14 protein-coding genes and 1 tRNA gene are annotated in these 12,871 nt (G+C 70.9%); 13 read left to right on the forward strand and 2 right to left on the reverse strand.

Annotated features, from left to right (window positions below; genetic code table 11):
* Positions 1-3: 3 nt before the first annotated feature.
* Positions 4-1,707, forward strand: coding sequence for a hypothetical protein (locus tag Sru01_RS23785; RefSeq protein ID WP_203989968.1), 1,704 nt, complete (start codon positions 4-6; stop codon positions 1,705-1,707).
* A 62-nt stretch (positions 1,708-1,769) separates the two neighbouring features.
* Here the strand turns inward: Sru01_RS23785 and Sru01_RS23790 are convergent, their stop codons facing one another.
* On the reverse strand, positions 1,770-2,813 hold the full coding sequence (locus tag Sru01_RS23790) for an adenosine deaminase (protein WP_203989969.1): 1,044 nt from the start codon (positions 2,811-2,813) through the stop codon (positions 1,770-1,772).
* Between the two features lie 93 nt (positions 2,814-2,906).
* Between Sru01_RS23790 and Sru01_RS23795 the strand changes: the two genes are divergently transcribed.
* Both Sru01_RS23795 and Sru01_RS23800 read left to right on the forward strand, forming a co-directional pair.
* A complete protein-coding gene (locus Sru01_RS23795) occupies positions 2,907-3,407 on the forward strand; it encodes a SigE family RNA polymerase sigma factor (protein WP_203989970.1) in 501 nt (166 codons plus the stop codon).
* Positions 3,404-4,327 (forward strand): peptidylprolyl isomerase, encoded by a 924-nt coding sequence (locus Sru01_RS23800; RefSeq protein ID WP_239137682.1) that lies wholly within the window; start codon positions 3,404-3,406, stop codon positions 4,325-4,327. The genes Sru01_RS23795 and Sru01_RS23800 overlap by 4 nt, the downstream gene beginning before the upstream one ends.
* A gap of 46 nt (positions 4,328-4,373) precedes the next feature.
* Here Sru01_RS23800 and Sru01_RS23805 read toward each other — a convergent pair whose 3' ends face one another.
* On the reverse strand, positions 4,374-5,588 hold the full coding sequence (locus tag Sru01_RS23805; RefSeq protein WP_203989971.1) for a pyridoxal phosphate-dependent aminotransferase: 1,215 nt from the start codon (positions 5,586-5,588) through the stop codon (positions 4,374-4,376).
* Between the two features lie 175 nt (positions 5,589-5,763).
* Between Sru01_RS23805 and Sru01_RS23810 the strand changes: the two genes are divergently transcribed.
* From Sru01_RS23810 to Sru01_RS23855, 10 genes are all read left to right on the forward strand, one after another.
* Positions 5,764-5,836 (forward strand) — tRNA-Trp (locus tag Sru01_RS23810).
* 74 nt (positions 5,837-5,910) lie between these two features.
* Positions 5,911-6,156, forward strand: a complete 246-nt coding sequence (secE, locus tag Sru01_RS23815; protein ID WP_203989972.1) for a preprotein translocase subunit SecE — start codon at positions 5,911-5,913, stop codon at positions 6,154-6,156.
* 81 nt (positions 6,157-6,237) lie between these two features.
* Positions 6,238-7,098 (forward strand): transcription termination/antitermination protein NusG, encoded by an 861-nt coding sequence (nusG, locus tag Sru01_RS23820; RefSeq protein WP_203989973.1) that lies wholly within the window; start codon positions 6,238-6,240, stop codon positions 7,096-7,098.
* Between the two features lie 178 nt (positions 7,099-7,276).
* On the forward strand, positions 7,277-7,708 hold the full coding sequence (gene rplK, locus Sru01_RS23825) for a 50S ribosomal protein L11 (RefSeq protein ID WP_203989974.1): 432 nt from the start codon (positions 7,277-7,279) through the stop codon (positions 7,706-7,708).
* 71 nt (positions 7,709-7,779) lie between these two features.
* Entirely contained in the window at positions 7,780-8,499 is a 720-nt protein-coding gene (gene rplA, locus Sru01_RS23830; RefSeq protein WP_203989975.1) for a 50S ribosomal protein L1, read from the forward strand.
* 305 nt (positions 8,500-8,804) lie between these two features.
* The gene (locus tag Sru01_RS23835) at positions 8,805-9,707 is read left to right on the forward strand and encodes an SCO4651 family lipoprotein (RefSeq protein ID WP_203989981.1); all 903 of its coding nucleotides are present in this window, start codon (positions 8,805-8,807) and stop codon (positions 9,705-9,707) included.
* A gap of 363 nt (positions 9,708-10,070) precedes the next feature.
* Complete coding sequence (rplJ, locus tag Sru01_RS23840) at positions 10,071-10,622, forward strand: 50S ribosomal protein L10 (RefSeq protein ID WP_203989982.1); 552 nt, start codon at positions 10,071-10,073, stop codon at positions 10,620-10,622.
* A gap of 90 nt (positions 10,623-10,712) precedes the next feature.
* A complete protein-coding gene (gene rplL, locus Sru01_RS23845) occupies positions 10,713-11,105 on the forward strand; it encodes a 50S ribosomal protein L7/L12 (RefSeq protein WP_203989983.1) in 393 nt (130 codons plus the stop codon).
* A 190-nt stretch (positions 11,106-11,295) separates the two neighbouring features.
* Complete coding sequence (locus Sru01_RS23850; protein ID WP_203989984.1) at positions 11,296-11,814, forward strand: Rv1363c family protein; 519 nt, start codon at positions 11,296-11,298, stop codon at positions 11,812-11,814.
* Between the two features lie 68 nt (positions 11,815-11,882).
* Positions 11,883-12,377 carry an Rv1363c family protein gene (locus tag Sru01_RS23855; RefSeq protein ID WP_203989985.1) on the forward strand — a complete coding sequence of 165 codons (495 nt, stop codon included), beginning with the start codon at positions 11,883-11,885 and terminating at the stop codon, positions 12,375-12,377.
* Positions 12,378-12,871 lie beyond the last annotated feature (494 nt).

The following is a 12,871-nucleotide window of genomic DNA, read 5'->3' on the forward strand; positions in this document are numbered from 1 at the left end:
CGTATGCCCCGGCTTCGCAAACGCGAGTGGATCATCGCGCTGATCGCGGTGCTCCTTACCGTGCCCGTCACGCTGACCGTCGCCATCTCGACGAATCTGGCCTTCGCCAGCGGCGAGACGACCACGGGCGCCGACAACGGCGACTGTGACGAGATCCTCGGCCCGAACACCGCCGAGTCCATGTACTGCTCGTGGATGTCCAAGACCCCCGAGGACGCCCTGGACGTGGTGAAGTTCTGGGCGGAGAACGACGGCGCCCGGATGAAGGAGGCGCCGCCCTACCCGGGGCCGGTCATCTTCTGCAAGGACAAGAACAACAAGGGCCCGATCCTGCAGGGCTGCGCCGACAAGGACCAGGTGCTGTGCAAGTACGACCACAGTGCCGGCAAGTACGTCTGCAAGGACACCGCGGGCAACGTCACCAACCCGCCGGAGAAGGCCTGCCTGGGCGGCGAGTTCGACTGCTCCCACGACGGGTCCGCCACCGGCGGCACCGATTCGGGGACGTCCGGGACGTCCGGAACATCCGGGACGGACGGCACCGCGGCACCGGCCGAGGGCGACGGGCAGGAGGGTGACCCCTCCGGGCAGAGCGCGCCACGCGACCAGGCGGATCCGACCGCCGTGCCGCTGGACACGACCGCCGAGCCGCGCTCGGTAGAGGACCCGCAGGCCGACACCACCGGCCCGACCGACACCACCGAGACCGCGCCGGAGGCGACCGCCGAGCCGCGGAACGACCAGAACTCGCAGAAGACCCAGAACGACCAGCAGCAGAACCCTCAGAACAACCAGCGCCCGCAGAACGACCAGAACACCACGAAGAAGACGGCCGCCCCGCCGGACGACACCACCGGCCAGGCCGCCGCCGCCGCGGTCAAGCTGGGCATGCGGGTCTGGATCGAGAGCGAGCTGGCCCCGGCCTGGACCGCGGGCAAGGACCAGTTCCAGACGGCCGTCGCCAACCTGGCCGCGCAGGCGGGCCGCCCCGGGGTCGTCGGCGTCAAGTTCGCCCAGGATCTCGGCTACTGGGGCTTCAAGAAGAGCGACGACGTGCGCCGGTTCGTCAAGGACGCCTCCGCCGCGCTGCGCGCCGCCATGCCGGCGGGCAGGCAGCTCGCGGTGGACGTGGTGGTGCCCGAGATGGGCTGCGGCGCCTCCGAGCCCTGCCAGGCCGCGCTGCGCGGCAAGTACCCGCTGATCACCCGGGCGAACGTCGAGAAGTACGTGCTCACCGGGGACGTCGACCACGTCAACGTCTCCAGCGGCCTGTTCTCCGGCGAGTACGCCAAGTGGAAGATCACTCCAGACAAGGCGCTGCGCAACCAGTGGATCGGCATCCGGGCCCGCGGCTGGGACACCCGGGTGCACATCGGTGCCCGGGAGGTCGGCATGGCGCACAGCGGCGCCGACAAGCTGACCGCCGCCCAGGCCGAGGCCGCCGCCAAGCTGCGCGTCGACCTGCCGCTGCAGGCCGGCGTCCAGACGGTCACCCTGTGGACCCACCGGCAGAACTGGGACGGCGCCGTCTGGCGGATCCTGGACGAAGGACTGAAGACCAACAACATGTGGAAGGCCCTCCAGGCCCGCAAGGGGCTCAACCGCCTGGCGGTCACCTTCGACGCCGGCGACGCCGAGAAGAGCGTCACCGACGATCTGAACAAGCTCGCCGAGGTCTTCAGCGAGATCTACATCCACGCCGGCTGACCCGGCACGCACCACCCGCGACGCCCGGCGCGCACCGCGCCGGGCGTCGCGCCGGGTACGGCTCAGGCGGGGAGGCGGGCGGCGTCACCGGTGACGAGCCAGCCGTCGATCGCCGCCAGCAGCTCCTTGCGGTACGCCTCCGGGGCGGCGGACGCGCGGACGGACTGCCGGGCCAGCTCGGCGACCTCGGCGTCGGTGAAGCCGTACACCTCGCGGGCCAGCTCGTACTGCGGCAGCAGCCGCGCCCCGAACAGCAGCGGATCGTCGGCGCCGAGCGCGATCGGCACCCCGGCGTCGAACAGCCGCCGGACCGGCAGCTCGGCGGCCCCGGTGGCCACCCCCAGGCCCACGTTGGACGTCGGGCATACCTCGCAGGTGATCTGCCGGTCGGCCAGGCGGTCCAGCAACCGCCCGGACTCCGCGGCGCGGATGCCGTGCCCGACCCGGTCGGCCGCCAGGTCGTCCACGCACTCGGCCACGCTGGCCGCGCCGGACAGCTCGCCGCCGTGCGGCACCGCGAGCAGCCCGGCCCGCTTGGCGATGCGGAACGCCCCGTCGAAGTCGCGGGCCCGGCCCCGGCGCTCGTCGTTGGACAGCCCGAACCCGACCACCCCGCGGTCCACGTACTGGGTGGCGAGGCGGGCGAGCGTCTTGGCGTCCAGCGGATGCCGGGTGCGGTTCGCCGCGACGATCACCCCGATGCCGGTCCCGGACTCCCGGGCGGCCCGGCCGGCGGCGTCCAGCACCAGCTCCAGGGTGGCCGTCAGCCCGCCGAACCGCTGGGCGTAACCGGAGGGGTCCACCTGGATCTCCAGCCACCGCGACCCCTCGGCCGCCTCGTCGGCCGCGGCCTCGCGCAGCAGCCGGTACACGTCCTGCTCGCGGCGCAACACCGAGCGCGCGATGTCGTACAGCCGCTGGAAGCGGAACCAGCCCCGCTCGTCGGTCGCCCGTAGTTTCGGCGGCCAGTCCTGCACCAGGGCGTCCGGCAGGTGGACGCCGTGCTCGGCGGCGAGCTCCAGGAGCGTGGAATGCCGCATGGAGCCGGTGAAGTGCAGGTGGAGGTGCGCTTTCGGCAGCGCGTCAAGCGGGCGTGGCATCTCCATATTTTGCCGTACCCCGGCCGGTCGCCGGTGCGGGAATCCCTGTCAACCTCGCGGGCCCGCCGCGCGTTGGGAGGGGCGAAAGGGGATTCGCGCATGACGGAAGACGACGAGGCGGCCTTCGACGAGTTCCTGGCCGCCCGCAGCACCGCCCTGCTCCGCACCGCGGTGCTGGTATGCGGTGCCACCAGGCACGACGCCGAGGACCTGGTGCAGGGGGCGCTGGAGAAGGTGTACCGCCACTGGCCGCGCATCCGGCACGACAACCCGGAGGCGTACGTGCGCCGGGTGGTGGTCAACCTGGCCATCTCGCGGACCCGGCGCCGCCGGGTGCTCCAGGAGATCGCCTTCGCCCGTCCGCCGGACACGGCCGCGCCGGAGTTGGACCCGGAGCTGCGGGACGTCCTGCTGGCCGAATTACGGCTCCTGCCGGCCCGCATGCGGGCGGTGGTGGTGCTGCGTTATTGGGAGGACATGTCCGAAACCGCGACCGCGGCCCTGCTGGGCTGCTCGACCGGGACGGTCAAGAGCCAGGCCGCGCGCGGGCTGGCCAGGATGCGGGCGCGGATCGGCGCCCTGGAGGGGACGCCGGTATGAACATCGAGGAATCGCTCAGGGACGCCATGTCCGCCGAGGTCGCCGAGGTACGGGCGCCGGCCGGGCTGGGCTCCGCGGTGCGGGCCGCCCACCGGCGGCGGACGGTCCGGGCACGCACCGCCGGTGCCGGAGTCCTCACCGCGGTGGTCGCCGCCGGGTTTCCGATCTCCACCACCCTGCAGCGCGGCGGGCCGGACGAGCCGGCGGTGATGGCCGGACCCGCCACCACCGCGACCACCGCCACCACAGGCGCGACCGGCCCGGCCGCGGTCCCCCCACCCGTACCGGCCGTGACCTGCCGCTACCGCCGGGACGACGGCGGACGGGTCAAGAAGGTGGGGCTGCCGCCGGCCCGGCCCGACGGCCGGCCCGGCACCATGAAGATCGTCACCAACCGGGGGACCATCGTGATCGAGCTGGCCGCCGCGCAGGCGCCGTGCACGGTCAACTCGTTCCGCTTCCTGGCGGCCGAGCACTACTTCGACGGCACCCGCTGCCACCGCCTGGCCACCCCGGAGGCCACCGGACTCGGCATGCTGCAGTGCGGCGACCCGCTGGCCAAGGGCGACGGCAGGTCCGCCGCGGACGGCACCGGCGGCCCCGGCTACCTGTTCGACGACGAGAATCTGGGCGGCATGCGCTACACCCGGGGCACGGTCGCCATGGCCCAGGGACCCGAGCAGGCCAACTCCAACGGCAGCCAGTTCTGGATCTCCTTCGCCGACGACAACGACCAGCTGGCGGCGGGCGGAGCCGCGTACACGCCGTTCGGGAAGGTCGTGCGGGGCATGGACGTGGTCGACCGGATCGCCAGGGGCGGTTTCATCCCGTTCCGCGGCGACCCCATGGCCGATGCCCGCGGCGAGGGCTCCAACGCCCCCCGGCGCCCGGTGGTCATCGAGAGGCTCACGGTGTCCTGACCCGGCGCGGCGCCCTGAGGCGCCGCGCCCTCGCGGACGCCGCCGTTCAGCGGGCCTCGGCGAGCAGCTTGGCCAGCCGGCCGACGCCCTCGGCCAGATCGTCGTCGCCCAGCGCGTAGGAGAGCCGGAAGTAGCCGGGGGTGCCGAACGCCTCACCCGGCACCAGCGCCACCTCGGCCTCCTCCAGGATCACCTCGGCCAGCTCGGCGGACGTCGCGGGCCGCCGGCCGCGGATCTCCTTGCCGAGCAGCGCCTTGACCGACGGGTAGACGTAGAACGCGCCGTGCGGCTCTGGGCAGACCACGCCGGGGATCTCGTTGAGCATCCGCACCATGGTCCGCCGGCGGCGGTCGAACGCCTCGCGCATGCGGGCCACCGCCGACAGGTCGCCGGAGACCGCGGCCAGCGCCGCCGCCTGCGCGACGTTGGAGACGTTGGACGTGGCGTGCGACTGCAGGTTGGTGGCCGCCTTCACCACGTCCTTCGGGCCGATCAGCCAGCCCACCCGCCAGCCGGTCATCGCGTAGGTCTTGGCCACGCCGTTCAGTACGACGACGCGGTCGCCCAGCTCCGGCGTGGCGGTCGCGATGCTGGTGAAGGCGGTGTCCCCGTAGACGAGATGCTCGTAGATCTCGTCGGTGACCACCCACAGGCCGTGCCCGGCCGCCCAGCGGCCGATCTCGGCCACCTGCTCGGGCGGGTACACCGCGCCGGTCGGATTGGACGGGGAGACGAACAGCAGCACCTTGGTGCGCTCGGTGCGCGCCGCCTCCAACTGCTCGACCGAGGCGAGGTAGCCGGTGGTCTCGTCGGTCACCACGTCGACCTGGACGCCGCCGGCCAACTTGATCGCCTCGGGGTAGGTCGTCCAGTAGGGCGCCACGACCAGCACCTCGTCGCCCGGGTCGAGCAGGGTCGCGAAGGCCTCGTAGACCGCCTGCTTGCCGCCGTTGGTGACCAGCACCTGCGCGGCGTCCACCTGGTATCCGGAGTCGCGCAGGGTCTTGTCGGCGATCGCCTGCCTCAGCTCGGGCAGGCCGCCGGCCGGGGTGTACTTGTGGAACCTGGGGTTCCCGCACGCCTCGACCGCGGCCGCGACGATGTAGTCGGGCGTCGGGAAGTCCGGCTCTCCGGCGCCGAAGCCGATGACCGGGCGCCCGGCGGCCTTCATCGCCTTGGCCTTCGCGTCCACCGCCAGCGTGGCGGACTCGGAAATCGCGGAGATGCGCGCTGAGATGCGAGAACGGGTCATGTGTTCCATGTTTCCAGACCGGCCGTGCCGTCACCGCCGCGCATCCATGATGTGGGACGGTGGAGAAAAGGCGGGACGTGCCGGCTGAGTCGGTTCGACGTGGGCGGCATTCCCCCGTACACTTCTGCAACTAGTGAGCGGCGCGCCCCCGGATCGTGCGGACGGGTAAGCTGGGTCACGGCAGAGGGCACTAGCGCAATTGGTAGCGCACCGGTCTCCAAAACCGGCGGTTGGGGGTTCGAGTCCCTCGTGCCCTGCGGAGTGCGGTCCGCGCACCGATGGCGTGTATGCCGCCGAAAGTTGCGTAGGAACGACGGAGCAGGTGAGGACTGTGGCGATCGACACTCGCGGCGAGGCCGCGGACAGGCCGAGCACTGGCCGGCCCGCTAAGAAGCGCACGTCTCCCGCTCTCTTCTATCGGCAGGTCGTCGCCGAGCTGCGCAAGGTCATCTGGCCCACGCGCAAGGATCTGATCAGCTACACCACGATCGTCCTCGTCTTTGTCTTGATCATGGTCGGCATCGTGTCCGGGCTGGACTACCTGCTCACCAAGGGTGTGCTCGCGGTCTTCGGCTGATCGAGCCGGCCACCGCGCGACCGCCGCCCTCGGCATCGAGGGCACAAGACCGCACCATCGACGAGAGAAGAAAGAGTCACCGTGTCCGAGTCCCCACTGTCGGCCGGCGCATCCCGCGAAGAGTGGGAGGGCGCGCCGGAAGAGGCGATCGAGAGCACCGAGGAGTCCGGTGAATCCGGGGTTCCCGGCACGGCCGGCGTGCCCGGCGCGAACGACGCCGCCGACCTGACCGCCGAGTCCGCGGAGCTCGCCGAGCCCGCGGAGGGCGGCGAAGAGGGCGAAGAAGGCGCGGAGGGCGAGGACGCCGCCGCGCCGGCCGGTGTCGTCGACGCCGACGGTGACGTCATGCCCGACGTCGACCCGGTCGAGGAGTTCAAGCGCTCCATGCGCGGCCTGCCCGGCGAGTGGTACGTCATCCACTCCTACGCGGGCTACGAGAACCGGGTGAAGTCCAACATCGAGACCCGCACCCAGTCGCTCAACATGGAGGACTACCTCTTCCAGGTCGAGGTGCCGACGCACACCGTCACCGAGATCAAGGGCGGAAAGCGCACCCCGGTCAAGGAGCGCGTGCTGCCCGGTTACGTGCTGGTGCGCATGGAGCTCACCGACGAGTCGTGGTCGGCGGTCCGCAACACCCCCGGCGTCACCGGGTTCGTCGGCCTGTCCAACCGGCCCAGCCCGCTGAGCCTGGACGAGGTGGCCAAGCTGCTGGCGCCCGAGCCGACCGAACAGGCGAAGACCACCGCGGCCAAGACCACCGCGGCGACCGTCGACTTCGAGGTCGGCGAGTCGGTCACCGTCATGGACGGCCCGTTCGCCACGCTGCCCGCCACGGTCAGCGAGATCAGCGCCGAGTCGCAGAAGCTCAAGGTCCTGGTCTCGATCTTCGGCCGCGAGACTCCGGTCGAGCTGTCGTTCAACCAGGTCTCCAAGATCTGAGCCCGACCGGCGGCCGCGCCGCGGCCGCGCGCATACACTGATGAATCGTCCCCGCGGATCGGACTTCCACCGCCCGCGGGTGCATCCCGAGCGGCCCGGCTCCCGGCCGTGGCATGCCCGGGGCGGCGCTTCCACGCCCGGTGGGGGCGCCTGAGAAGTCAAGGACCCGGAGTAGAGAATGCCTCCAAAGAAGAAGATCGCGGCCCTGGTCAAGGTCCAGCTGCCCGCCGGCCAGGCCACGCCCGCGCCGCCGGTCGGTACCGCCCTCGGCCCGCACGGCGTCAACATCATGGACTTCGTCAAGCAGTACAACGCTGCGACCGAGGCCCAGCGGGGCAACATCATCCCCGTCGAGATCACCATCTTCGAAGACCGCAGCTTCACCTTCGTCACCAAGACGCCGCCGGCGCCTGAGCTGATCAAGAAGGCCGCGGGCGTCGACAAGGCGAGCGCCAACCCCGCACGCGACAAGGTGGGCAAGCTCACCAAGGACCAGCTGCGGCAGATCGCCGAGACGAAGATGCCCGATCTCAACGCCAACGACATCGAGGCGGCCGAGAAGATCATCGCCGGCACCGCCCGGTCCATGGGCATCACGATCGCCGACTGAGCCGGCCTACCTGAAGACACCCGTGGGAGGGCCGGCGCGGCCCGCGACCACAGACTCCACGAGGAGATGAAGTGAAGCGCAGCAAGACCTACCGCAATGCCGTCGCGCAGTTCGACGCAGAGCAGCTCCACAGCCCGGCCGAGGCCGCCAAGCTGGCCAAGTCCACCTCGGTCACCAAGTTCGACGCCACCGTCGAGGTGGCCCTGCGGCTGGGCGTCGACCCCCGCAAGGCCGACCAGATGGTCCGCGGCACCGTCAACCTTCCGCACGGCACCGGCAAGACCGCCCGGGTCCTGGTCTTCGCGACCGGTAACCGTGCCGAGGAGGCCCGCGCCGCGGGCGCCGACATCGTCGGCGCCGACGAGCTGATCGACGAGATCTCCAAGGGCAACCGGCTCAACGAGTTCGACGCCGTGGTGGCCACGCCCGACCTGATGGGCAAGGTGGGCCGCCTCGGGCGGGTGCTCGGCCCGCGCGGCCTGATGCCCAACCCCAAGACCGGCACCGTGACGCCGGACGTGGCCAAGGCCGTGTCCGACATCAAGGGCGGCAAGATCGAGTTCCGGGTCGACCGGCACGCGAACCTGCACTTCATCATCGGCAAGGTGTCCTTCCCCGAGCGTCAGCTGCTGGAGAACTACGCCGCCGCGCTGGACGAGATCGTCCGGCTCAAGCCGTCGGCGGCCAAGGGCCGCTACCTGAAGAAGGTCACCTTCTCCACGTCCATGGGCCCGGGCATCCCGGTCGACCCGAACGTGACGCGTGGCATCACCGCCGAGCTCGACGCCTGATCGAACGGCACCGAGGGCCGGGCACGCATGACGTGCCCGGCCCTCGGCATGTCCGGACATTCCTTCGCTTCATGTCGTTTTCCGGGCGGTTATTCGGTGCCGGTCACCGTCTCCCGGGGCATGCGCGGGATCTTTCCATTTTCTTCACATCTGGCCTTTTCCCCTGGTCGATGCCCCTCTTCTCGGGGCCGGAGCGGTGTCCCGCCGGGAATCGAGGCACATATCCCCGCACGGTGGGTAGTGCCCCGGCGTAGGCTCGAAAACAGGTTCTGGGGGACACGAAGGGATACGAAGTGAAGCGGCGAATGACATCCGCGGTCGTGGCCACGGGCTCGGCCATGCTCATCGCGGTATCGGCATGCGGCCAGGCCCCGCAGCGCTCCGCCACCGCCCTCGGCGCCGTCCAGCTGACGGCCGCCGAGACGCTGCAGCAGAGTGCCCGGCAGGCCGAGAGCGTGACCTCCTACACCGCCAAGCTTGCGCTGGACTTCAGCTCCAAGCAGGAGGGGTCCGGATCGATCGGCGGCACGATGGTCTACCGGCAGAAGCCTCAGCTGGCCTCGGACGTGACGCTCGACCAGATCAACGTGGGTGGGCAGAACGTGGCCGGCGGTGCCCGGGTGATCCTGGTGGGCGACACCGCCTACCTCAAGGTGGACATGCTGAACCGGCTGGTCGGCGCGGCCAAGCCGTGGATCAAGATCGACCTGACCGAGGCCGGGCAGCACGCCGGCGTGAACGTCGACCAGTACCTCTCGCAGGCGCAGCAGGTGGACCTGCAGACCAGCGTCAAGATGCTGACCAGCTCCAAGGACGCCCAGAAGGTGGGCACCGAGACGGTCGGCGGGGTGGAGACCACCCACTACAAGGGCACCTTCACCGTCGCCGAGGCGGTCAAGGCCCTGGCGCCGGATGTGCAGCAGAAGGTTCAGGGCCGGCTCGACAGCGTCAAGGACATGAAGTTCGACGCCTGGATCGACGCGGACAACCTGCCGCGCAAGGTGGAGATGAACGGCGGCGCGACCGAGGGCACCTTCAAACTGACCTCGCTGTTCTCCGCCTTCAACGAGTCGGCCGAGGTCACCGCGCCGCCCGCCGACCAGGTGGGCGACCTGCCGCGTAACCTCGGCGAGCTGGGCCGGGACGGTGCCGGCGGCGACGGTGCCACCGGCGCGGCCGTGCCGGCCACCCCGGAGCCGACCCGCTGACGACGCAGGCATCGGCGCCGGCACCGGCGTCGATCGGGCGGCCGGCAGGCGCACCCCGCGGGACCGCGGGGTGCGCCGCGGCGTCTCCGGGCCGGTGCCCGCCGATTTGGCGGCTCCGCCGCGAACGCGTACAGTGTTGTTTGCCGAAGACCGCCGGTCGTCGCCGGGCGCGCCATGCGCCTGGTGGCTTAAGGATCCACGGGAGTGGGTGGCCAGCGTAGGTGATGCGAGTTTCCTCTCGGGTCGTCGCGCGTTCGCGCCGACATGATCCGAATGTGAGCCCCGTGCGCCTACGCCGGGGCCTTTCCGCTTTTTCAGGACCCCTCCAAGCCCATCGCCGGCGGCACATCTGGAAGGAGGCCCATGGCGAGGGCGGAAAAGGCGACCGCGGTCGCCGAGCTCAAGGATCGCTTCGAGAGCTCGAGCGCCGCCGTCCTGACCGAGTACCGCGGTCTCACCGTGGCGCAGCTCAAGGAGCTGCGCACCACGCTCGGTGGGAATGCGAAGTTCGCCGTGGCGAAGAACACGCTGTCGAAGATCGCGGCCAACGAGGCCGGGGTCAGCGCGCTGGACGACCTGTTCCAGGGCCCGACCGCGATCGCGTTCGTCACCGGCGACGTGGTCGAGGCCGCGAAGGGGCTGCGTGACTTCGCCAAGGCCAATCCCCTCCTGGTCATCAAGGGCGGTGTCGTCGACGGCAAGTCGATGACCCCGGCCGAGATCACGACGCTCGCCGACCTGGAGTCGCGCGAGGTCCTGCTCGCGAAGCTGGCCGGCGCGCTCAAGGCCAAGCAGTCTCAGGCCGCCGCCACGTTCAACGCGCTGCCGACCACCATGGCCCGGCTCGTGGAGGCCCTGCGCGCCAAGCGCGACGAGGCCGGCGGGGCCGAGACCGGCGGGGACGCCGGCGAGTAGTCCGGACGCGAAAGCGACCGACAGCAGGGGATTCAGGCGCACACCGCGGTCCGTTTCCAAGTTTTGTACCAATACGGAGGAACCACCACCATGGCGAAGCTCAGCACCGACGAGCTGCTCGACGCGTTCAAGGAGATGACCCTCCTCGAGCTGTCCGACTTCGTGAAGCTGTTCGAGGACACCTTCGACGTCAAGGCCGCCGCGCCGGTCGCGGTCGCCGCGGCCCCGGCCGCCGGCGGCGCCGGCGGTGCCGCCGAGGAGGCCGAGGAGCAGGACGAGTTCGACGTCATCCTCGAGGCCGCCGGCGACAAGAAGATCCAGGTCATCAAGGAGGTCCGCGCGCTCACCAGCCTCGGCCTCAAGGAGGCCAAGGACCTCGTCGACGGCGCGCCCAAGCCGCTGCTCGAGAAGGTCAACAAGGAGGCCGCGGAGAAGGCCAAGGCCGCCCTGGAGGGCGCCGGCGCCACCGTCACCGTCAAGTGACGTTCCGCGCTCCGAAGCCCGCGGGCTTCTGACGCTCCATGAGAAGGGGCGGTTCACCCTGGTGCCGGGTGGCCGCCCCTTCTCGCGTTCCCGGCCAGGGCCGCTCATTTCCGGATGTGGGTTGCCGCGCTCCCGGAGTCGATCCGATGATTGGTCGCGTAGCGCAGCGCGGACGGGAGGGGGCGGGCAGGTGGTGTCGCACGCGGCCCGCGGTCCGCGCCGGTCCCGCCGCGTCGTGCCCGCCGTGCTGGCCGTGCTGGTGGTCGTCCTCGGCTTCGTCTGGCTGCGGGTCGGCGGCGAGCTGGCGGCGGCCCGGGCCGAGGCCGGTGACCGGCGGGCCGCCGTGCGCGCGGCCGAGCGGTACGCCCTCGGCCTGATGGCCGTCGACTACCGCACGATCGACCGCGACGTGCGGCGCGTGCTGGACACCTCCACCGGTCAGGCCAGGCAGGAATACGCCGGCGAGGCCGGCCGGCTCAAGTCGGTGACGGTGCGGCACAAGGCCATCCAGACCGGCGTGGTGCGCGCCGCCGGTCTGGCCGCGATGGACGGTGCCCGGCGAACCGCCCGGGTGCTGGTGGTGGCGGACTCGGTGATCCGCTGGGACGGCGCCAGGACGGCGCCGCAGGAGCGATTCCACCGCTGGAGCATCGAGGTGACCAAGGTGGGCGGTTCCTGGTGGGTCTCCCGGCTGGAGCAGGTCTCGTGAGCGCTCCGGCCGCGACCCATCCGGGGCGCCGTGCCCGCCGCCGTCCGCGGTCGACCGGCCGCCTGGTCATGGTGACCGTGCTGGCGCTCCTGGCGGCCCTGCTGGCCGTTCTGGCGGGCCTGGAGGCGCTCCGGCTCCGCGAGCTGCGCGCGGGCCGGGCGGCCGGCGAGGAGGCCCTGGCGGCCGCGCGCGCCTATGCGCCGGACATGCTGTCCTATGACTACCGGACGATCGACGCCGATCTGGGCCGCGCCCGCGGCTATGCCACCGGAGGGCTGGCCGAGCACTACCGGGAACTGGCCGGGAAACTCGCGCCGACGGTGCGCCGCCAGCAGACCGTGCAGCAGGCGGTGGTCGCCGCGGCGGCGGTCGAGTCGGCCGCGGCCGACCGGGTACAGGTGTTGCTCTTCATGAACATGGGAACGACCAAGGTGTTGCCGGGCGAGAAGCAGCCCCAGAAGCAGGTCGTCCAGAACCGCGCCCGGTTCGTCCTGGTCAGAAGTGAGGGTCGCTGGCTCGTGTCCGAACTGTCAACGTTGATCGGCAACGCCCCGAATGGCTGAGCGCCTACCGCTCTGACGTGGGACGATGCGTGTACCGGACCGGCGTGTCGCGTTATTGAATCGTTAGCAAAGGCTTGGTTTGGCAAAGGTCGCAGCGGGCATGCCTTAAGGCACGACAGTGTCGATGGCCGGCAAGCTTTCGACCCTGGGTGTGACTGAGTGTTAGCGGATCCGCCTCGCGGGTATCGTCTGGATCCGGCTGGCCCGCATGGTCTCGCCGGGGAAGGAAACCCAGCGTGACGGCCATGAGTTCCGCGGAAGCGGGCGTCATGGGCTTGACGTTTCGGCGCTGACGGGCGATGCTGCGTCCAACGTGGAGCGCAGAGCGAGACCGCAGTGGACAGGTGTATGCCCATCGGCTACACTGCCCCTTTGCGCTGCCCTTTGACGACCCGCTTCTCTAGGTAACTTCGATGCATGGTCGTCTGGCGTGCGTGTAGTCAGTCCGCGAGCCCTCGGAAGGACATCTGTTGGCAGCCTCGCGCAACGCCTTT

Origin of the sequence: Sphaerisporangium rufum (assembly GCF_016863395.1) — a bacterium.
GTDB classification, from domain to species: Bacteria; Actinomycetota; Actinomycetes; order Streptosporangiales; family Streptosporangiaceae; genus Sphaerisporangium; species Sphaerisporangium rufum.

Bases quoted from the DNA above. Each gene is read 5' to 3' on its own strand.
- Sru01_RS23785 (WP_203989968.1), top strand. From the start codon at position 4: ATGCCCCGGCTTCGCAAACGCGAGTGGATCATCGCGCTGATCGCGGTG.
- Sru01_RS23790 (WP_203989969.1), bottom strand. From the start codon at position 2,813: ATGGAGATGCCACGCCCGCTTGACGCGCTGCCGAAAGCGCACCTCCAC.
- Sru01_RS23795 (WP_203989970.1), top strand. From the start codon at position 2,907: ATGACGGAAGACGACGAGGCGGCCTTCGACGAGTTCCTGGCCGCCCGC.
- Sru01_RS23800 (WP_239137682.1), top strand. From the start codon at position 3,404: ATGAACATCGAGGAATCGCTCAGGGACGCCATGTCCGCCGAGGTCGCC.
- Sru01_RS23805 (WP_203989971.1), bottom strand. From the start codon at position 5,588: ATGGAACACATGACCCGTTCTCGCATCTCAGCGCGCATCTCCGCGATT.
- rplK (WP_203989974.1), top strand. From the start codon at position 7,277: ATGCCTCCAAAGAAGAAGATCGCGGCCCTGGTCAAGGTCCAGCTGCCC.
- Sru01_RS23835 (WP_203989981.1), top strand. From the start codon at position 8,805: ATGACATCCGCGGTCGTGGCCACGGGCTCGGCCATGCTCATCGCGGTA.
- rplJ (WP_203989982.1), top strand. From the start codon at position 10,071: ATGGCGAGGGCGGAAAAGGCGACCGCGGTCGCCGAGCTCAAGGATCGC.
- rplL (WP_203989983.1), top strand. From the start codon at position 10,713: ATGGCGAAGCTCAGCACCGACGAGCTGCTCGACGCGTTCAAGGAGATG.
- Sru01_RS23855 (WP_203989985.1), top strand. From the start codon at position 11,883: ATGGTGACCGTGCTGGCGCTCCTGGCGGCCCTGCTGGCCGTTCTGGCG.